The sequence below is a fragment of the Paenibacillus protaetiae genome, from assembly GCF_004135365.1.
Taxonomy (GTDB): Bacteria; Bacillota; Bacilli; order Paenibacillales; family Paenibacillaceae; genus Paenibacillus_AP; species Paenibacillus_AP protaetiae.
This window is the reverse complement of sequence record NZ_CP035492.1, coordinates 2,563,894-2,583,920: the sequence shown is the minus strand read 5'-3', so window position 1 is coordinate 2,583,920 and position 20,027 is coordinate 2,563,894. Positions and strand designations below refer to the sequence as shown.

Genomic DNA, 20,027 nt, shown 5'->3' with positions numbered 1-20,027 from the left:
AGAGATTCGCACGGCGTAAGTGATAAGAATAGTATTTTGAAGATTGTTAAGAACTCTAGCGTCTTGTTCCGAGATGCTGGGGTTCTTTTTTATTTCAGAATTGGATTTGTCGCAAAAGGATAAGCGCTCTGTCGCAAACCTTCATTGAAAAGAGAAGAATTTAAAGTATAATCATGACTGGTAATGAAAATCATTATCAGAAAAAGATGAAGAGGGGAATAGAAGTGAAGAAATTCCATACATCAGCTCCATTTGCAGTTCTTATATTGTGTTTTGTGCTCTTGCTGACAGCTTGCAGCACGGGCAGTAATAATGATAACGCCCCAAGCAGCACGCCATCGCCATCTCCGTCAGCTGATGCTCAGACTGCAAAGGAGCCTGAAGGCGAAAACTCATTTCCAGTGACCATTAAGCATTTAAAGGGTGAATATACGTTAGAGAAAAAACCGGAGATTATTGCTGTCCTGGACACGAAATTTGTCGATCAGCTGGTTGCGCTGAACGAACAGCCGGCGGGTAGTGTTACAGCTGCAGGGTCTGATACCGATTTTCCCGAATATTTGAGTGATCGGCTGGGAGATGTGAAAGTATTGGGCACGCGGGATGAGCCGAATTTGGAAGCGATCCTGGCGTTGAAGCCGGATTTGATTCTGATGACGGACTTTCAAGAAAAGTTTTATGATAATGTCAGCAAAATCGCCCCAACCATCGTTCTCGATTTCGATGAGGATTGGCGTGTGACGTTGGAAACGATGGGTAAAATTATGGGCAAGCAAGCTGAAGCGAAAGCTGTTCAGCAAGCTTATGATGAGAAAGCGTCCAAACTGAAGGCGCAGATTGCCGCCAAGCTTGGTAACGAGACTGTCGCATTAATTCGCCCGAGAACGGAAGGCATCCGGGTCCATACGCCTCTGCATCGCACGGGCGCAATTCTGTACACGGATTTGGGTTTGAACGTTCCTGAATCGGTTGCGGCGGTTAACGACACGGCCTATGAGATTTCGCTGGAAGCGATGAATGAAATTGGCGCTGACCACTATTTCTTATTATCGGATGCGTTATTCGCGCAGTCCGTCGCGGATTTGAAAAATACGAAAGTATGGAAGTCCCTGGATCCTGTGAAAAACAATCGCGTCTATGAAGTCGACAGTACCTTATGGATTGCTTATTATGGTCCAATCGCGAACAGCCTCATTATTGATCAAGCGGCGAAAGCTCTGCTGGGGCAGCAATAAAGGATGAACCCATTTCTGGCATCAGACGCTTGGATAGAGCTTTCCGGCGATTATCATTTGTCTATGGGCAAGGTCCCTCGGCCATATCGTAAGACGCTGCCCTTAAGCGAGCTGTTGGAAGGGGAGTTATGCCAATCGTATTTGGGATGGCTGATGGAACATATCGGCGCCCCGAATACGAGCGTCGCTTCCTCCATGCTTGTAAAAAGAATAGCCAGCCTGCTTGTCGCTCCGGTGCTCAGTGCCATGACCTTGTACAATAAAGGGATTGGCGCTGAGCTTGAGCATTGTCATTTATTCCATCAGGACGCCCGCGCTGCCGGCACTGCTTTTCCGTTTATGACGCTGTCTGAGGTGGAGGTCACGGCTCCGGAGGCAAGCAACCGAGAATCGTGGCGGGCAGAGATCGTACAGCAATTGTTCCGCGAGCGCCTGACTCCGGTCATGAAGGCTGTTGCAGCGGCAGGTCCGGTATCCATGGCGATATTGTGGGAAAATGTAATGGCACGCATCGCGCCTGTGTATGCGGATCTTGAGGATAAAGATGAAGAGCTGCGTCAGCGAATGCGCGACGATTTTCACTTTATTGCTATAAGCTCAGCAGGCGAGTTGTTCGGCATGAGAAAAAATCCGTTCAGCTCCTTCACGGAATTAGGCGAAGGCCAGCACGTAACCGGACGAAGCAGGCGTTTGACTTGCTGCCTTTATTATCAAATGGCGCCGGAATATTGCCTGAAGTGTCCTAAACTATAACCTGTTAACAAAATAGGAGCTTTTAATTGACTATGAAAATCATTATCAATTAAAATAAAGCCAAAAGCAGGGATACTGCTCCATGTTGAAAATAGGTTTGGAGATGTGTGGGATGTTACTACAGGAACAGTTATCGTTATGGAACGATATGGCGATCAAGCTGCTGGATGTTCAGCGAAAGCGAATACCGGCAGGCCAATATTTTCGCCATGAAGGTTTAGCGTCGAACATGCTGTTTTTGGTAAGCAGCGGGCACGGGAAACTGTTTATTGACGGAGATGTTTATCCGGTCAAGTCCTTTTTTGTGTGCCATGCCGGCAGAGGTGCAGGGTCGAGCTTGCGGCGGTGACGGAACCGATTGAATACATCGTCATTTTCTATAAGGCCGAACGTTTACATTCGGCTGGGAAATCGTCATTTGCCCGTCAGGAGGATCATTTTCAGTTTGCATTTGGATTTAACCCTCCCAAGCGTTTGTCCTATCTTCAGGCAGCGGAGCAGATTGAGGACAAATGGAGCATGAGGCAAGGGCTCGAAAGCTTTCATGCCAACGTGCTTCTGCAAGGCTTGCTCTATGAGCTGTTCAAGCAGCTGCAGACGGAAGGCTATCAGACTTCTTCAGAAGCGGTGAGCATCGTGACGAAACACATTGATGCCCATTATGATGAACCGTTAAGGCTGGAGCTTATGGCAGAACTTGTGCACTGCAGCCCAAGGCAGCTGCAGCGATGGTTTAAACAGCAGATGCAGCTTGGTCCTATGGAATACGTAATAAAGGTCAGAATGAGCCATGCGGTACAGCTGCTGCAAAATACTGCCGCAACGATTCAAGAAATTGCGCAGAGCATCGGGTATCATGACAGCTATTATTTCAGCAGAGCGTTCAAAAAATATTATGGGACCGCTCCGCTGGATTTTCGGCGCTCCTTTAATGCCGGTCAAAGTTTTGCGCTGCCGTCTTCGCAAAGGGCTGCCGGGCATTTGGCCGGAGATGGGGCGAACGAGGGGATAGTCATTACGCATGAAAAAGGAATGCTTCGATTACGGCAACCGCCTGCGCGTATCGCTGTGCTTGATGTTCAGTATGCGGACCAGCTGATTACGCTGAATGAGCAGCCGGCAGGCAGTGTAGGGGTTGGAGGCGATACGATCTGCTTTCCTGATTATTGGCAGAATCAGTATAGGGAATTTACGGTATTGGGAACTTGCGAGCGGCCTAATATGGATGCCATTGCTTCGCTGCAGCCGGATCTTATCGTCTGTACGGAATTGCACGAAAAACTTTATGCGAGGTTAAGCCAATTTGCCCCAACTATTATGTTCAAGCGTAATGAAGATTGGCGCACCATACTGAATATTTTTGGCGCCATTACGGGGAAACAGCAGGCGGCAGGGCAAGTCTTATCGGCATACCGCGAGAAGACAACGCGGTTGTCTGCCGAGCTTGCCGACAAGCTGCAAGGGCAGCATGTCGCCTTAATACGTCCGCGGGATACATTTATTCGCCTTCATACGGCGGCGCATCGAACGGGTGCGGTTTTATACGGAGACTTGAGATTGCCTGCGCCGTTTTATTTAACGGGCGACGCGGTCCCCGACACGGCATATCATATCTCGCTTGATGCGCTGCCCGAGGTGAGTGCCAGCCATTATTTTGTGCTTTGCAATGACATGTTCAAGGAGCAGGTAACCGACATGCAGCGGAGCGCGGTATGGAACTCGTTAAGCGCAGTGAAGAAGCGGTGCGTATATCCGGTGGATGCTTCAACCTGGATCGGCTCTTACGGCCCAACCGGCATTAACCGAATCGTAGATGAAGTCGCCCGGTCTTTACTTGGGCAAAAATAGAACAGCCAGCCGCCGGAATGAAGCCGGCAGCTGGCTGTTTCGTTATGTTTGAAAGCAAAAGAGCTTTTTCCGTACAAACGATTTCAAAAATATTTGGGGATACATCTATAATTTGTTAAGTGTAAATGTATGCGTTTACATTATATAATCTACCTGCCGGTGGTAAATGTATAATGCTGGAAAATATTCGCTGGAGCAGAAAAGGAGGGAGGGGAAGAAGGTAATATTCAAGTAGTATGCAGGTTTTGTAAAAAAAATAGAACCCTTTAGGAGGCAGACTGATGTTAAAATCCAAAAAGAAAATGATTACGATCGCTTTGGCAGCTACGATGAGCTTGGGCAGCTTGTTTGGCGCAACTGCAAGTGCAGCTACGGACTATTGGCAAAATTGGACCGATGGCGGCGGCACGGTTAATGCAACGAACGGATCGGGCGGCAATTACAGCGTGACGTGGAAAAACAGCGGCAACTTTGTTGTCGGCAAAGGCTGGAATACGGGTTCGCCATCCCGCACGATCAACTATAACGCGGGTGTCTGGTCGCCTTCGGGCAACGGTTATTTGTCGCTTTACGGCTGGACGAGAAATTCGCTGATTGAATATTACGTTGTGGATACATGGGGAACATATCGTCCTACCGGCACGTTTAAAGGCACGGTGACGAGCGATGGCGGTACTTATGACATTTATACATCTACGCGCACCAATGCGCCTTCCATCGACGGAACGGCAACCTTTACGCAGTTCTGGAGCGTGCGCCAATCGAAGCGCCCTACCGGCAGCAACGTGGCCATTACATTCAGCAACCACGTAAACGCCTGGAAAAAATACGGCATGAATCTGGGCAGCAGCTGGTCGTATCAAATTTTGGCGACAGAAGGTTATCAGAGCAGCGGCAGCTCTAACGTAACGGTGTGGTAATAACAGGCTCCGCCTGCGAAGGCGGAGAGACCGGCGCCGGCTCGTCCATGTAGCGGAGTGCGCAAAATTCCGCTAAGGCTGGCCGGACCGGCGGCCGTCAGCCTTACTCGTTTCAGGCCTGCATACTACTTGAATATTATCTTTCCCGATCGTGTGTTCCAGCTTGATCATCAGTCCGGTAACGCCCAAGGCCGTTTCTCGCAAGAGAATAAACGGCTTTCGGCGTTTCCGCTGCTGCTGCAAGCCGACAGGCTTGTCATTTCATTTTTACGTTAAAAGGAGACCTGGTCATGAGAAAGCTGCTTGCCTTCCTTGTTATTGCATTAATGGTGGCGGCCAGTGCTTGCGCACAACAAAAATCAACGGATGCGGATCAGTCTGCCGGCCAAGCGGACGCTTCAAGCTCCGGCGGTCTTGTTTTGGTCAAAGGCGGTGCATTTAAAGACACCAATTCCAATTATTACGGCAAATCGGTGGCGGACTTTTATATCGGCCAATATGAGGTCACGCAAAAAGAATGGACGGACGTGATGGGAAGCAACCCGTCGCAGTTTACAGGCGGCAATCTGCCGGTCCAGATGGTGAGCTGGTATGACGCCGTTGCCTATTGCAACAATCGCAGCTTGAAAGAAGGTTTGGAGCCTTATTACACGATTGATGAGAATAAACAGGACCCCCATAATCAAAGTCCAAACGACACCGTAAAATGGACCGTAACCACGAATCCGGGCGCAAACGGGTACCGGCTGCCGACAGAGATGGAGTGGGAGTACGCCGCAAGCGGCGGGCAAAAAAGCAAAAGCTACACCTACAGCGGAAGCAATAGTGCGGATGAGGCGGTATGGTACTGGCGGAATGCCGGCGATCATTTTATAACAGGCGATTGGAATTGGCCGGCTATTGAAAGCAATCACGACCAGCCTCAAGCGGTCGGGGCAAGAAAGCGAATGAACTGGGCCTATACGATATGTCCGGCAATGTAAGGGAATGGTGCTGGGACTGGTACGGAGGCCAGGACGGCGGTACATACCGGGTTGTAAAGGGCGGCGGCTGGATCGGCGACATTACGAGCAGCGAGGTCGCTTTCCAAGGCAAGTTTGAAGCGAACGGCATTGGTCCCGACCAAGGGTTCCGGGTGGCTCGCAACGGGTAAAAGGCTCTTATCCCGAAGGAAGGACGGTCTCCGCAAACAAGGGGACTTAAGTTCGGAATAGTACGATGGGTGCATATATGATATTCCAATAGAAGCGGCTCTCCAAACGGAGAACCGCTTCTATTGGAATAGTTCATGCAGGGAGCCAAGCGGTGTGCTTCAATCTCTGCGGAAACTATTGCCAATTGCGTGTTAACGGCTTATAGTGTAATTAAATATTTCACCATAGTTGTGATTTTGTGAAGTAAAAATTCATAAACATAAGATGGAGGCGGAGAGTGGCTATCAACGACAACATACTGATCAAAATTCGCGATATGAAACTCAGCTTGACGCCTGTAGAGAGAATGGTCGCCGATTTTATACTGGATAATTTGGAGGAGGTGCCGCTTCTGTCGGTGAAGGAGCTGGCGACGCAAAGCAAAACAAGCGACGCATCGGTGCTCCGCTTCTGCAAGACGATGGGCTACAGCGGCTACCGCAGCTTTATCGTAAGCATTTCGGCATCGCTTGGTTCGATGGACGAGGAGCAGAAAAACCAATATACCGACATCCAGCCGGGCGACAGCTTGTCGACGATTATTACGAACATTTCGCATAATAACAGCAAATCAATCGAAGACACGCTTAGCGTCATCGACCGCGAGGAGATCGCGCGGGCTGTAGAAGCGATCGGAGCGTGCAGCCGGATTGCCTTTTTTGGTGTAGGCGCTTCAGGGCTGGTCGGTCAGGACGCGGAGCAGAAATTTCTGCGCATCAACAAAATTTGCCGGGCCTACACGGACAGCCACAGCCAGTTGACGGCGGCGGCATTGCTTGGCAAGGAAGACGTTGCAGTGTTCATTTCGAACTCGGGCAGCACGTCGGATATTTTGGAAGCGCTTGATATTTCAGTCAAAAACGGCTGCAAGACAATTGCAATTACGAAGCACAGCAAAAGCGAGCTGGCACAAAAATCCGACATTGTGCTTCACATCTCCACGCCGGAGCTGACATTCCGGAGCGGAGCGATGGGTTCGCGTATCGCCATGCTTACCGTCGTCGATATTTTGTTCGCCGGCGTAGCCAGCGCGGAGTACCATCATGTAAAAAAATATTTGGCCAAAACGCATAACGTTCTCTCCGGCAAACACCGGTAACGGCAGCGGGAAGCAGCGGATCATTCATTCATAAGAAGGAGAGCCGCTGTTTTTTTATTATATTTCTGTCGTAAAAAATCAAAAATAAATATCTATATAAAATTATATTTCAGAATCTATTGACAGAGGACGATGTGAGATTTATAGTAGGACTAACAAAAGTGATGTCAGTAATTCTTACACAGTATTGACACGCTAAGGGCAGGAGAATGAGGCTTATGGACGAATACCTTGCGGGGCTTACAACGGAGAAAATCAATCCGAATACCAAAATGATTGACGAGTGCACGACGGAGGAAATGCTCCGCCTCTTTAATCAAGAGGATGAGACGGTTCCTGCTGCAGTAGCCGCTGAAATTCCTCGTATTGCGATGGCGGTAGACATTCTCCATCAGAAGCTGAAGAACGATGGAAGAATGTTTTACATAGGCGCAGGCACGTCTGGAAGGTTAGGCGTGCTGGATGCCTCTGAGTGCCCGCCCACTTTCGGAACCGATCCGATGCTGGTGCAGGGGTATATTGCGGGAGGGGATGCGGCGTTAAGGAATGCGGTGGAAGGTTTTGAAGACAGCGAGGAGGAGGGGGTAGCCTTAATCGAGCGCTGCGGCGTGTCGGATAAAGATGCAGTTATCGGCATTTCGGCCAGCGGGAGTGCGGCTTTTGTCATTGCGGGCTTAAAGAAAGCGAAGGAGCTCGGGCGGCAACGATAGGCGTCGTCAACAACAAGCAATCCAAATTAACCGAATATTGCGATGTTTGTATTGCGCCGGTTGTCGGGCCGGAGGTCATTATGGGCTCTACCCGCATGAAGGCCGGAACGGCGCAGAAGCTGGTGCTGAACATGCTGACGACGGGCACGATGGTGAAGCTGGGCAAAACCTACAATAACTTGATGGTTGACTTGAGAGCAAGCAACAAGAAGCTGCTCGACCGCTCGCTGCGCATCATCCAGGCGGCAACGGGCGTGGACGATGCGCAGGCGAACATATACTTGCAGCTGGCGTCGATGAACTGCAAGCTGGCTATCATGATGATTCAGACGGGGCTTGGCAGGGAAGAAGCCGAGCGGACGCTGAACGACTGCGACGGCAATCTGAAGGCGGCTATCCGGGCGGCAGGAGCGTAATCATCAGGTTGTCCGGCAGCCAGGCAAAACCAAATCTACGAAACCTACGAGGGGAAGGATGATTGTTTTGACAAACAAATTTCGCGTATTTGCTTCCGTAATGGCTTTAGCGGTATCAATAACGGCCTTATCCGCTTGTTCCTCCGGCAACAACAGCAATAATGGCGGCGGCAGCGCCTCCAGCGCGCCGTCGGGCAACTCGGGCGCGGCGGCTGCCGGCGCCAAAGACACGATTACCGCTCTTTTGCCGCCGGTATCGGCAAATTATCAAAGCAACTTCGACCAAATGGAGAAAGACTTTAACGCGCTGTACCCGAATCTGACGCTGAAGATCGAGCCGGCCAGCTGGGAGGATATTACGCAAAAGCTCGATACGCAGGTGAACGCGGGCAGCCCGCCGGATATCGCTTTTATCGGCTCCGACGGCATTTCCAAATATGTGGAGCAAGGCATGCTGATGGACATTACGAAGGCGGCGACGCCGGAGATGGTCGGCGACTTCGACGAAACGCCGCTGAACTACATGAAGAACGGCTCCGGGCTGTACGGCTTCCCGGCCTACATGTCCATCCAATCAATCGGCGGCAACAAGCAGTTCCTGGAGGAAGCCGGCATCGACTGGAAAAGCGTGCAGCAAAACGGCTGGACATACGAGGAATTCCGCGACGCGGTTAAGAAAGGCGTTGTAAGCAGCGGCGGCAAAACGTCCCGTTACGGCTTCGTGTTCGCAACCTCGGGCGTAACGGCAAAGGACTACCTGAACATTCTGATCAAAAACGCCGGCATGCCGGCTGCATTCAATAAAGACTTGAAATACGCGTACACAAGCAAAAATTATTTGACCGTGCTGAAGGCGGTACGCGAGCTGATTGACGATGGCTCGATGCCGAAGGAAATCAGCTCGGTGGATGCCGGCAAGCGCTGGAACATGTTCCTGACCGGCCAAACGATGATTACGGGCAAAGGGCTTGCCACTTTCGAAAACTCAGCCAAAGCAAACAATGCCAAAATTGATGCGAAAGACGGCGCGGTGGAAGGAAGCATCAAGGTCGATTACGTCGTGCTCCCGGTTCCGACCTTTGCCGGCGCGGAAGCAGTGTCAAGTGCAGCGGTTGACGGTTACGTGACGTTCCGCGGCAAAAAGGAACCAACGCAGGAGCATGTCGCGAATGTAGTGAAAGCGGCATATTACCTGGCCAGCGGCAAAGTCGCAGCTACGACCAACAACGAACTGCTGCTGGAGCAAATTACGCAGTCCGGCAGAGATGCGGAGCAAGGCTTGACCATCGACCGCGATCCGGATAACGCAGCCGCCTCCCAACGCCTGCAGTCGATCGCGTCGCCTGCCCGCCCGGACATCCCGACGGATCTTGGTGCGGAAGCAATCAAGCTGGAGGACGAAGTGATCGTTCCGAAATTCCAGGCGCTGCTGGCCGGCGAGATTACGCCGGAAGATATGTACAACGCGGTAAAAGACGCCGCCATTAAGAAATTCGGCAAGGACGGCGTTGTAGAAGATTAATGGATCACGGCGGGCGGCCGCGGGGAGCTTGAATGCTTCTCCCGGCTGCCCGGCTCTACCCGAGAGAAAGGGGGCTGCACGATGGCTCATTTGGCAAAAACGATCCGGAAACGAATGTTTGGCGGCGACAGTGCTTGGGCGTATGCGTTTATAGCGGTAGCTCTTGTTGTATTTGCGTTATTTACGGCTTATCCGGTCATTAACGCGTTCATGATCAGCTTTCAGGACTACAAGCCGCTGGGGTCTACTTATATTGGCATCGACAATTACATCAATTCTTTGAACGACGCTTTGTTCTGGAAATCGGTCAAAAACACGATTGTGTACACGGTGCTTACCGTGCCGGTCAGCTTATTGCTGTCCTTTGCGATCGCCATTCTTATTTTGCCGCTGAGAAAATGGATGCAAACGATGTTTAAAGCGGTGTATTACTTACCGGCCGTCGCATCGGGCGTTGCGCTTTCGGTCGTATGGCTTTGGATTTTTGATCCGCTGCAATCCGGCATTATGAACCAGCTGGTCGGCTTCTTTGGCGGAAGCAACCAGAACTGGCTTGGCACAAGCGCCACTTCGATGTTTTCGCTTGTGTTTATGGCCTGGCTGTCCAGCCACGGAACAAGCATCATCATTTATTTGGCCGCTCTGCTGGGCATCGACAACAGCTATTACGAGGCAGCGGAGCTGGACGGCGCGTCCTTTATGCAAAAGATCCGCTTTATTGTCCTTCCTTTTCTGAAACCAACGACATTGTTCCTGCTGGTCACAGGCATCATCGGCTCCTTCCAGGTGTTCCAGAATGCGTACCTGATGACCGGGGGCGGGCCGGACAATGCCACGACGATGGTCGGGCTGCTCATCTTCAACAATGCGTTCAAATATTTCGAATTCGGCGAAGCATCCGCGCAAGCGCTCGTATTAACGCTTATTATTGCCGTCATCTCTTTTGTCCAATTTAAGTTCCTTGGTAATGACGTGGAATATTAGGCGAAGGGAGATAAAGGCTTATGGCGTTATTCAAACAACACGCGACCCACAAATCGCTGCTTTTTATGCGGAACGGAATTATTGTATTCGTATTGCTTGCCTTTGCTTTGGCGACATTGTTTCCGATTTATTTCATGGTCATCTCGTCCTTCGGCGATCCGGTGGAAGCGGGCGCGGCCAGCTATACGCTGTGGCCAAGCAAGTTTACGCTCGCGTCCTATCGCTTTTTCTTCGATTACAGCGAATATTCGTACCGGTGGCTGGGCAACTCGCTGATCGTAGCGGCTTGCGTTACGGTATCCAATGTGATTTTTGCCAGCCTCGCAGGTTACGCATTCTCCAAGATCCGCTTTAAAGGCCGCAACGTTTTATTTGCGATGCTGCTGTGCGCCATGATGATTCCTTATCAGGTGACGCAAGTGCCGCTGTACATTCTGATTGTCAATATTTTTCAAATGGAAAACACATATACGGCGCTAATTGTTCCGAGTCTTGTGACGGTGTACAACATCTTCTTGTCCAAGCAGTTCATTTCGTCGATCCCGACGGAAATCATCGAAAGCGCCAAAGTAGAGGGCTGCAGCCAGCTGCATATTTACTTCCGGATCATCCTGCCGCTGTCCAAAACGGTTATGGCCGTCATGGCAATCCTGACCTTCATGGAAAGCTGGAACACCTTCTTCTGGCCGTTCCTCGTAACGAACACGATGGATATGCAAACGATTCAGGTAGGGCTGAAAAGCTTCCGTTTCGCCAATACGACTTACTTCGCGCCGATGATGGCCGGGGCGACGATCTCGGCGGTTCCGATGTTCATCTTGTTCTTCAGCCTGCAGAAATATTTTCTTGAGGGCGTAACGGTCGGGGCGGTGAAAGGGTAGATGCCGGCTATGGATATGGGGCAAAATGCCGCCCGTCCGCGTTATGCGGTCGGGCTGATGTCCGGCACCTCCGTTGACGGCATCGACGCGGCGGTGGTTGCAATGGGCTCATCGCCGGACGGGCGGCCGCTGGCCGAGCTGGTTAGCTTTCGGAATATGCCGTACCCGTCTGTGATCCGGGACGAGATTTTTGCGCTGTTTGATCCGCGTTACGCGACAGTGGACCGGGTCGGCCGGATGAACGTCCTGCTTGGCGAATTGTATGCGGAAGCGGCATTGACCGTAATCGCGGAAGCCGGGCTTGCGGCGGCCGACATTGCGGTGATCGGATCGCACGGCCAAACGATCTGGCATGCGCCGGAGCCGGAGCCTGCTGCGGGGTATGACATCGCTTTTACCGTGCAGATCGGGGAAGGGGCGGTCATTGCCGCCCGTACGGGCATCCCGTGCGTCTCCGATTTTCGCGCGGCGGATATGGCGGCCGGCGGGCAAGGCGCTCCGCTTGTCCCATTCACCGAATATGTGCTGTATGGAGAGCGGGACCGGACGCTGCTGCTGCAAAACATCGGCGGCATCGGCAACATGACCGTCTTGCCTGCGGGCTGCGGTGCAGATGAGGTAATCGCCTTCGATACCGGCCCGGGCAATATGCTGATCGACGGGCTTGTGTCGAAGCTGATTCCCGGTATGACGATGGATAAAGGCGGCGCGCTGGCGCGCAAGGGCAGCGTTAACGCGGCTTTGTTGGAGGAGCTGAAGCGGGAGCCGTATTACCGGCAGCCGCTGCCGAAGTCGACCGGCCGGGAACGTTTTGGAGCGGCATATGTAGAGAAGGTTGCCGCTTACGGGCAGGACAACGGCTTGTCCGCCGAAGATCTGATCGCGACGGTGACGATGCTGACTGCCTGGTCGATTGGCGATGCGTACCGGCGTTACGTTATAAACCGCTATGCCGCAGATGCGCTGATCGTTGGCGGCGGGGGCAGCTATAATCCCGCTTTGCTTGATCTTTTGAAGCGGGAGATGGCGACGTTTGGCGTGCCGGTGCAAACGCAGGAGGAGCTGGGCCGCAGCAGCGACGCCAAAGAGGCGGTTGCCTTTGCGCTGCTGGCCGATTACGCGCTGGCGGGGCAGCCGAACAATTTGCCGTCGGTTACGGGCGCAAAGCGTCCTGCCGTCATGGGGAAAATAGCATACCCCTGCCGGCCGTAAACGGCGGCAGCTCGCGCATGCAGCGGTGCAATGCACGTGCAGCGGTGCAATGCACGTGCAGCGGAGCAATGCGCAAGCTGCCTCGCGCACGCTGAAAATGCGAAGCATGCGGGAGCGGATACTACGGGGAGGCGGGAGAGAGATGCTTGCAGCATGGGATGACCGATACGCGGAAGAGGTTATAGCGTTATGGAATGCCGAAGCGGTCCGTGACGGCTACAAGGAGCTGGACGCGGAAGGCTTTCGGATGGCATTTACGGCGCATCCGTATTTTGATCCCGGCACGGCGTTTGTGCTGCTGGAGGAAGGGACAGCCGCCGGTTTTGCATGCGGCTGTACGGGCAGCGATCTGCCCCTTGGAGATAAAGCCGGGTATATCACCTGCGTAGTGCTAAGCGAAGAACATCAGGCCGCCGCTAACTACGAAGTGCTGCTCGAGGCGCTGGAGCGCCGGTTTGCCGAGCTGGGCAAAACGCAGGCGGAGGTGCTTTTTTTTAATCCGATGCAGCTCGCATGGCTCATCCCCGGCACTCCGCGCCATGAGCATAACAATGCGCCGGGCGTCCCGGCTGGCAGCTTGCTGCATCAAGCTTTGCTCGGGCGCGGCTACATTGAACGGGCCAAGGAACAGGCGATGTACCTGGACTTGGCTGGTTTTGCCGTTCCGGAGGACGTTCGCGCGAAGGAGCGGGCTGCTGCTGTGAAAGGGTACCGGACGGGCGTGTTCGCCCACGGGGAGCTGGAAAACGTGCAGGAGATGCTGGCGGCGCTGGGCAATCCGCTATGGATGAAGGAGATCATGCAAAGCGAGGCGGACGGTACGCCGGTCGTTTTTGCTGCGAAAGACGGGAAGGCGGTTGGTTTTGCAGGTCCCGTCATACGCCAGCCAAGCGGACGGGGGTATTTTGCCGGGATCGGCGTGCACCCGGATCATGAGGGGCATGGCCTCGGGACGCTGCTGTTTTTCAAGCTGTGCGAAGCTTTCCGCAGCATCGGAACGCCGTATATGTCGCTCTACACGGGCGAAAGCAATCCGGCGGCGCGCATTTACGAGAAGGCAGGCTTCCGGACAGTCAAACATTTTGCGGTTATGCGAAAGGAGCTTACCTATGAATGAACAGAAGTTAACGATCCTCGCCATCGGCGGCCATGTCGGCGATATGGAGCTGACGGCGGGCGGCGTGCTGGCCAGCCATTCGCTGAAGGGAGACCGCATCGTCACGCTGGCGTTAACTGCAGGCGAGCGCGGCGTGCCGGCCGGACGCGAGGTTGGCGAATACCGGGAGCAGAAGGTGCGCGAGGCAAAGGAGTTTGCCGGGCTGCTCGGCGGCGAAGCGATCGTGCTGGATACGCCCGACGGAGAGCTGCAGGATAACGAGGAAAACCGGCTGCAGGTATGCGACGTCATTCGCGCGGTGAAGCCAAACGTCATCATTACCCATTTTAAAAGCAGCATGCATAAAGACCATAACACGACGCATCTGATCGTGAACGATGCCCGGTATTACGCGGCGCTGGCTCCGCTGAAGCGGGAGCTGCCGGCTCATTTTGCGGCAAAGCTGTATTATGCGGAAAACTGGGAGGATGCGGTCGATTACAAGCCATACCTGTATATCGACTTCGACCAGGCTGCTTTCGAGCTGTGGGAGAAGGCCGTTTCGCGGCATTGGTTCGTAACGGGGAGCCGATCGTTCCCTTACCTCGAGTACTACAAGCATCTGGCGCGCGTACGCGGCATCGAAGCCCGCAAGCTGTATGCGGAGACGTTTATGATCCCGCCGGAAACGATGCGCGTGCGGCAGTCCGAACTGTAAAGGAGCGTGCGGCATGATCCGGAACGGAATCGACAGAATTGCAAGCGAAGGGAAGCTGTTCAAAGGTAAACGGCTGGGCTTGATTACTTCACCGACGGGCCTGAACGCCGAAATGAAGACGACGATCCGAATTTTGCACGAGAACTATCATTTGGCGGCGCTTTTTTCGCCCGAGCATGGCGTGCGCGGCGACATCCCGGCAGGCGGCATGGTAGATACCTACACGGATCCGGCAACCGGGGTGCCGGTATACAGCTTGTACCGCAAAGAATCGAAGCGGTTGACGCCGGACATGCTGGACGCTGTCGATACGGTCGTGTACGACATTCAAGATGTGGGCGTTCGTTATTATACGTTTATATCGACGATGCTGCTTGCTTTGGAAGACTGTGCGAAAGCCGGCAAAATGTTCGTTGTGCTGGACCGGCAAAATCCGCTGGGCGGCGTTACGGTAGAGGGCAATGTGCTGAAGCCGGAGTTCAGCTCTTTCGTCGGGCATTACCCGCTGCCGGTGCGCTACGGACTGACTGCGGGCGAGCTTGCAGTTATGGCGAACGATCAAATGGGCTGGAAAGCCGATTTGCATGTCGTCCGCTGCGGCGGGTGGAAGCGGGGCATGTTGTTCCCGGATACGGGTGCGATGTGGATTCATCCTTCGCTTGGCATTCCGCGGTTCGAGACAGCGCTGCTCTATTCGGGCACTTGCCTGTTCGAAGGAACCAATCTGTCGGAGGGACGGGGAACTGCCTTTCCGTTCGAGATGATCGGTGCGCCATATATGGATGCCGAGAGGCTGACGGACGAGATGAACGCGATGCGGCTGCCCGGCGTCTGGTTTCGCCCGGCTTATTTCAAGCCGGCAGCCTCGAAGCATGAGGGACAGCAATGCGGCGGGGTGCAGCTGCATGTGACGGACTGGCGGGCCGTTCGCCCGCTCGAGACGGGCGTGAAGCTTTTGTATGCGGTGAAAGAGCGGTATGAGGCGTTTTCGTTCCTGCCGCCGATCCGCGAGGGCTCGCGTCCGTTTATCGATTTGCTTGGCGGGGACAGCTTGTACCGCGACGAATCCATTCGTCCGGCGGAGCTGTTGGAACGGTATGAGGCGGAAAGCCGGGCGTTTGCGGAGCAGAAGCGGGAGTACCATTTGTACGAGGAGTGATAGCCACCATGAACAAGCTGACGCTGCGCGAGAAGATCGGCCAGCTGATCGTAACGGGATTTCCCGGGGCGGAAATATCCGAAGAATTTAAACGGCTCGTTGAGGATTATAAAATCGGGAATGTCATCCTGTTTAGCTACAACGCGGAAAATATCCCGCAGCTGAAGCGGCTGTGCAGCGATCTTCACCGGCTGATCGAGGACCGGACCGGCCTGCCGGCCTTTATCTCCATTGATCAGGAGGGCGGCCGGGTAACGCGGCTTCCGGCGGACGCCGCGAACGTGCCGGGCGCGCTGGCGATTGCTTCGAGCGGCCGTCCGGAGAACGCCTACGCCGCAGGCAGGCTGACCGCGCGCGAGCTTCGGGCGCTGGGCATTAATTTCAATCTGGCGCCTGTACTGGACATTAACAATAACAAGCACAATCCGGTAATCAACGTGCGTTCGTACGGGGATACGGCGGAGACGGTCGAGACGTATGGCCTTCTTATGATGAAAGGGCTGCAGGACGAAGGCGTAATGTCATGTTTGAAGCATTTTCCCGGGCATGGCGATACGGAGGTGGACTCCCATCTGGGGCTGCCTATCATTCACAAAACGCTGGAGAAACTGGCGGAGCTGGAGCTGCGGCCGTTTATACGGGCAATCGAAGAGGGAGCGGAAAGCATCATGAGCGCGCATATTTTGTTCCCGGAGTTGGAAGCGGAGCGGGTTCCGGCGACGATGAGCCGGACGATTATGACCGATCTATTGAAAGGCCGATTGGGTTACCAAGGATTGATTGTGTCCGACTGCCTGGAGATGGAGGCGATCCAGACGTATTACGGCACGGCGGAGGGAGCGGTTGGCGCGCTGAAAGCCGGCGTCCATCTCGTGTTTGTCAGCCATACGCCGTCGCTTGTGCGGGCGGCCGCGGAACGGATCGAGCAGGCGGTCCTCAGCGGCGGGCTGCCGGAAGCCATCGTGGACGAAGCGGTGGAGAAGGTGCTGCATTACAAGCGGAAATACAAAGCAGACCTGTCGGCGGACGTATCGGCTGCGGGGAGCGAGGCTCACCGCCGGGCGGCGCAGGGCATCAGTCTCGACAGCATTTGCCTCGTCAAGGGCAGCCTGCTGCCGGTTGCCGCGCCAGCGCCAGACACCGTGTTTCTCGGCTGCTACCCGTTCCGGCCGGACCGGGCGGCTAACGAAATGCAGCAAGGGTTGTGCTTTCCGAAAGCGATGGGCGAAGCCTTTTCGGCGGCTTACCGGATAACCGGCATCGACCCGGACGAAGCGGAGATCGGGCAGGCGCTGGAGGCGGCAAGCAGCTTTGCGCATGCCGTTATCGGCTTGTATAACGCGCAAAACCATCCCGGCCAGCTGGAGCTGGCGCGCAGGCTGATTGCTTCCGGCCGGCGCGTGACGGCCGTCGCACTTGGCAAGCCGTACGATCTGGAGCTGCTGGAAGGCGATTACAGCGGCATTGCAGCGTTTGACTACACGGCGCTGACGCTGGAGTCGCTGACCGGCGTATTAAGCGGGACATTCGTCCCGTCGGGGAAACTGGCCTTGCGTTTGCAAGGTTAAAAAAAGCTGGAGCGTGATGTTTCGTGAAGTATGTAGCCGGCTGGGACGGCGGCGGCACGAAAACCGCCGTCGCAATCATGGACGAATCGGGTACGGTTGTGCACGCTTTTGCTTCCGGAGCGATTAACCTGAACGGCCGCGGGGAAGCGGAGGTGCGGGGCAGCATCCGCGAAATGCTGGCGGCAATGGGCGAAATATGCGGCGGGCTTGAGCGCTGCGTCCAGCTGTGCATCGGAGCCGCAGGCGTCAGTAATCCGTCGGTGGCGGTCAAGCTGACCGCGATGGTTCGGGAAGCCGGTTATGCCGGAGGCTTGACGATTACCGGCGATCAGGAGACGGCTTTAGCCGGCGCGCTGGACGGGGAAGCGGGCATGATCCTGATTGCCGGCACCGGTTCGATCTGTTACGGGCGAAACCGGGAAGGCGCTGTGCACCGGTCCGGGGGCGGAGGTTACCTCATAGACGACGAAGGCAGCGGCTACAGCATCGGCCGCGAGCTGATCGCGGCTGTGCTGAAGGCCGCCGACGGCAGGCTGGCGAATGAGGCGATTGCGCCGCGCGTATACCGCAAGCTTGGGTTGCAGACGGCAAACGTTCGCGAGCTGATCGGCTTCGTGTACAATCCGCAAACGGACAAAAGGCAAATCGCCGCCCTTGCGCCGCTGCTGATACAGTTGTGCGAAGAAGGGGACGCGGCAGCCATCGCTATTGCGGAACGCAGCGCGGCGGCATTGTTTGAACTGGTTGTTCCTGTTGCTAAGCGCTTGTCGCTGCAAAGCGGCCAGCTTGCGCTGGCAGGAGGCATTTTGGTCCATCACGCCGCCGTAAGAGAGCGTTTGCTGGAGCTGCTCCGGCAGCAATACCCGGATTTGCAGTGCGTGATGGCTAAACAGGATGCTTCCTGCGGAGCGGCAATGATGGCGCTTCGGCGTTTGGAGGCGGAGTAAGCTTCTATCGCTTCTGCCGCTTCGTACGACGAAATTTTGGAAACGGCGCTGTTCACGCCAAAGGCTTTGCCCGCTCGATTAGGAGCGGGCAAAGCCTTTTTTTTGGCCAGTTTGAGCCGGGTTATTCGGGCAGGATTAACGGCAAAGAGATCACTAGAGCTTGGCGCCGCGGCCAAAAGGGCGGTTCCCTGCCGCCGTCTTTTTGATTAGGGTTGTTGCCTGTTTTTGTTCGCGTAGTAAAATAGAACCATAAACTAGAAAGTTACTTGAATCTGAAAAGGAGAATAGCGATGGGATTTCGTTTTCGAAAAAGCTTCAAAATTGCACCGGGCGTGCGGTTGAATATGGGGACGAAAAGCATGGGCGTCAGCTTTGGCGGCAGGGGACTTCGTTACAGCATCAATTCACGGACCGGCGGCCGTGCTACCATCGGCATTCCAGGAACGGGCATGTCCTATTCGGTGAGTTCCAGATCCGGCCGCAGTTATAGGAGCCAGGCATATCAGCGGCGCAGTGAGTTAATGAGGCAGCAAAAGCATTATGAGAAGCTGGAAGCTTTCAAACGGGCGCAGTATGAAGTAGAGCTGTTTGAAAATCAGGTGGACATGATCAAATCGATTCATAAGGAATGTGATCAGACGATAGACTGGGAAGATTTGAAGCAAACCGCCCCGCCATTTCAGCCGGGTGACAAAGGGCCTAAAGAATGGGCGGCGCAGCGGGAACTCGATAGGTTTAAGCCAACAATGTTTCAGCGCTGGTTTAAGCTCGATGAGAAGAAGCGGGTGAAGCTTCATGAGAAAGTGATCCAGGCCGCATTAGAAGATCAAGAAGACTATGCTTCTTGGAACAATATGATCACAACGGCAATGCAAATTACGGCAGGGAACCCGGATGAATTTTTGAAAGTAATTGAAGAAATGTCGCCTCTGGATGATTTAAGTGATTTTGGGAGCGGCTTTGAGTTTTTTATCGAAAATGCTTCAACGCTTGAAGTGGACTTTGATGTCCGATCGGAAAATGTGATTCCAAAAGAAACAAAAAGCCTTACAAAAACGGGGAAAGTCTCCGTTAAGCCTATGACAAAAACAGCTTATTTTGATTTATATCAGGATTATGTTTGCAGCTGCGTGCTGCGCATTGCCCGGGATATGTTCGCTATATTACCTTTTGAACAAGTATATATACATGCGATGGATCATCAGATCAATTCGAGTACGGGCCACATGGAGCATGTTACCATTCTTTCGGTGAAAATAGATCGGCCTACATTGAACAAGCTCCATTTTGATGCAATTGATTGTTCCGATTCGATGCAAAACTTTACTCATAACATGAAATTTGTAAAAACAACAGGCTTCAAACCGGTTGAAAGGCTTGTTATCGAATGAAGAAGGAAGCCGCCGCCAGAGTAGATGAAAGTTATCGCCGCTTTTTCTTCTGAAATCCAAGCGATCCTGCTGAAGAGGATTGAGACCGCATTTGCCGGCGCGGCAAATTGAATACATTGCTTCAGGCCGACATGGCCGAGTCGGAGCAAGGGCTTGCGCTGCAGCTGCAGAAGGCCCCGATATTGATTGCGGCAGCGAAGTTTCGTTTGCCCTGGGATTCAGGTCCGGGGCGTTGCTGTATGGCAGCCCCTCGGATGATGATTCCGGGGGGTTCTTGCTGTTTATATGAGGAGATATCGCATATTTTTTACAAGAGGCCGGTCAGGTCCACAGAGCCAATTCAGTAGAAAAGATAGGAACCGCCGCGTATCTAAT

General features: G+C 53.8%; 16 protein-coding genes and 3 pseudogenes. All 19 read left to right on the top strand.

Annotation, left to right across the window (positions count from 1 at the left end):
• Positions 1–401 precede the first annotated feature (401 nt).
• The 19 genes and pseudogenes from ET464_RS12000 (at position 402) to ET464_RS11915 (ending at position 19,652) form a co-directional block, all read left to right on the top strand.
• A complete protein-coding gene (locus ET464_RS12000; protein WP_244226519.1) occupies positions 402–1,235 on the top strand; it encodes an ABC transporter substrate-binding protein in 834 nt (277 codons plus the stop codon).
• A gap of 3 nt (positions 1,236–1,238) precedes the next feature.
• Positions 1,239–1,988 carry an IucA/IucC family C-terminal-domain containing protein gene (locus ET464_RS11995; RefSeq protein ID WP_129444327.1) on the top strand — a complete coding sequence of 250 codons (750 nt, stop codon included), beginning with the start codon at positions 1,239–1,241 and terminating at the stop codon, positions 1,986–1,988.
• A 112-nt stretch (positions 1,989–2,100) separates the two neighbouring features.
• On the top strand, positions 2,101–2,337 hold the full coding sequence (locus ET464_RS11990) for a hypothetical protein (protein WP_129441180.1): 237 nt from the start codon (positions 2,101–2,103) through the stop codon (positions 2,335–2,337).
• A complete protein-coding gene (locus tag ET464_RS11985; protein WP_129441178.1) occupies positions 2,334–3,836 on the top strand; it encodes an AraC family transcriptional regulator in 1,503 nt (500 codons plus the stop codon). Before ET464_RS11990 ends, ET464_RS11985 begins: the two co-directional genes overlap by 4 nt.
• Positions 3,837–4,117: 281 nt before the next feature.
• Complete coding sequence (locus ET464_RS11980) at positions 4,118–4,756, top strand: glycoside hydrolase family 11 protein (protein WP_129441176.1); 639 nt, start codon at positions 4,118–4,120, stop codon at positions 4,754–4,756.
• Between the two features lie 290 nt (positions 4,757–5,046).
• Positions 5,047–5,909: pseudogene (locus ET464_RS11975) on the top strand (formylglycine-generating enzyme family protein).
• 278 nt (positions 5,910–6,187) lie between these two features.
• Positions 6,188–7,048, top strand: coding sequence for a MurR/RpiR family transcriptional regulator (locus ET464_RS11970; protein WP_129441174.1), 861 nt, complete (start codon positions 6,188–6,190; stop codon positions 7,046–7,048).
• A 218-nt stretch (positions 7,049–7,266) separates the two neighbouring features.
• Positions 7,267–8,174 (top strand): annotated as a pseudogene (murQ, locus tag ET464_RS11965) (N-acetylmuramic acid 6-phosphate etherase).
• Between the two features lie 67 nt (positions 8,175–8,241).
• On the top strand, positions 8,242–9,696 hold the full coding sequence (locus ET464_RS11960; RefSeq protein ID WP_244226518.1) for an ABC transporter substrate-binding protein: 1,455 nt from the start codon (positions 8,242–8,244) through the stop codon (positions 9,694–9,696).
• Between the two features lie 81 nt (positions 9,697–9,777).
• On the top strand, positions 9,778–10,680 hold the full coding sequence (locus ET464_RS11955; RefSeq protein WP_129441170.1) for a carbohydrate ABC transporter permease: 903 nt from the start codon (positions 9,778–9,780) through the stop codon (positions 10,678–10,680).
• Positions 10,681–10,700: 20 nt separating this feature from the next.
• The gene (locus ET464_RS11950) at positions 10,701–11,561 is read left to right on the top strand and encodes a carbohydrate ABC transporter permease (protein WP_129441168.1); all 861 of its coding nucleotides are present in this window, start codon (positions 10,701–10,703) and stop codon (positions 11,559–11,561) included.
• Positions 11,562–12,773 (top strand): anhydro-N-acetylmuramic acid kinase, encoded by a 1,212-nt coding sequence (locus ET464_RS11945; protein WP_244226517.1) that lies wholly within the window; start codon positions 11,562–11,564, stop codon positions 12,771–12,773.
• A gap of 142 nt (positions 12,774–12,915) precedes the next feature.
• Positions 12,916–13,890 carry a GNAT family N-acetyltransferase gene (locus ET464_RS11940; protein ID WP_129441166.1) on the top strand — a complete coding sequence of 325 codons (975 nt, stop codon included), beginning with the start codon at positions 12,916–12,918 and terminating at the stop codon, positions 13,888–13,890.
• On the top strand, positions 13,883–14,587 hold the full coding sequence (locus tag ET464_RS11935; protein ID WP_129441164.1) for a PIG-L deacetylase family protein: 705 nt from the start codon (positions 13,883–13,885) through the stop codon (positions 14,585–14,587). The genes ET464_RS11940 and ET464_RS11935 overlap by 8 nt, the downstream gene beginning before the upstream one ends.
• Positions 14,588–14,600: 13 nt before the next feature.
• A complete protein-coding gene (locus ET464_RS11930) occupies positions 14,601–15,746 on the top strand; it encodes an exo-beta-N-acetylmuramidase NamZ family protein (protein ID WP_129441162.1) in 1,146 nt (381 codons plus the stop codon).
• An 8-nt stretch (positions 15,747–15,754) separates the two neighbouring features.
• On the top strand, positions 15,755–17,314 hold the full coding sequence (locus ET464_RS11925; protein ID WP_129441160.1) for a glycoside hydrolase family 3 protein: 1,560 nt from the start codon (positions 15,755–15,757) through the stop codon (positions 17,312–17,314).
• A 23-nt stretch (positions 17,315–17,337) separates the two neighbouring features.
• Positions 17,338–18,261, top strand: coding sequence for an N-acetylglucosamine kinase (locus tag ET464_RS11920; protein ID WP_129441158.1), 924 nt, complete (start codon positions 17,338–17,340; stop codon positions 18,259–18,261).
• A 290-nt stretch (positions 18,262–18,551) separates the two neighbouring features.
• Positions 18,552–18,662, top strand: a pseudogene (locus ET464_RS20750) (DUF4236 domain-containing protein); the annotation flags it as partial.
• A 204-nt stretch (positions 18,663–18,866) separates the two neighbouring features.
• Positions 18,867–19,652, top strand: a complete 786-nt coding sequence (locus ET464_RS11915; RefSeq protein ID WP_244226796.1) for a DUF4236 domain-containing protein — start codon at positions 18,867–18,869, stop codon at positions 19,650–19,652.
• Positions 19,653–20,027 lie beyond the last annotated feature (375 nt).

What these genes read in the sequence shown, in the direction of transcription:
- ET464_RS11925 (WP_129441160.1), top strand. Translation starts at nt 15,755, where the DNA reads ATGAACAAGCTGACGCTGCGCGAGAAGATCGGCCAGCTGATCGTAACG.
- ET464_RS11990 (WP_129441180.1), top strand. Translation starts at nt 2,101, where the DNA reads ATGTTACTACAGGAACAGTTATCGTTATGGAACGATATGGCGATCAAG.
- ET464_RS11915 (WP_244226796.1), top strand. Translation starts at nt 18,867, where the DNA reads ATGATCAAATCGATTCATAAGGAATGTGATCAGACGATAGACTGGGAA.
- ET464_RS11940 (WP_129441166.1), top strand. Translation starts at nt 12,916, where the DNA reads ATGCTTGCAGCATGGGATGACCGATACGCGGAAGAGGTTATAGCGTTA.
- ET464_RS11980 (WP_129441176.1), top strand. Translation starts at nt 4,118, where the DNA reads ATGTTAAAATCCAAAAAGAAAATGATTACGATCGCTTTGGCAGCTACG.
- ET464_RS11950 (WP_129441168.1), top strand. Translation starts at nt 10,701, where the DNA reads ATGGCGTTATTCAAACAACACGCGACCCACAAATCGCTGCTTTTTATG.
- ET464_RS11995 (WP_129444327.1), top strand. Translation starts at nt 1,239, where the DNA reads ATGAACCCATTTCTGGCATCAGACGCTTGGATAGAGCTTTCCGGCGAT.
- ET464_RS11955 (WP_129441170.1), top strand. Translation starts at nt 9,778, where the DNA reads ATGGCTCATTTGGCAAAAACGATCCGGAAACGAATGTTTGGCGGCGAC.
- ET464_RS11930 (WP_129441162.1), top strand. Translation starts at nt 14,601, where the DNA reads ATGATCCGGAACGGAATCGACAGAATTGCAAGCGAAGGGAAGCTGTTC.
- ET464_RS11945 (WP_244226517.1), top strand. Translation starts at nt 11,562, where the DNA reads ATGCCGGCTATGGATATGGGGCAAAATGCCGCCCGTCCGCGTTATGCG.
- ET464_RS11935 (WP_129441164.1), top strand. Translation starts at nt 13,883, where the DNA reads ATGAATGAACAGAAGTTAACGATCCTCGCCATCGGCGGCCATGTCGGC.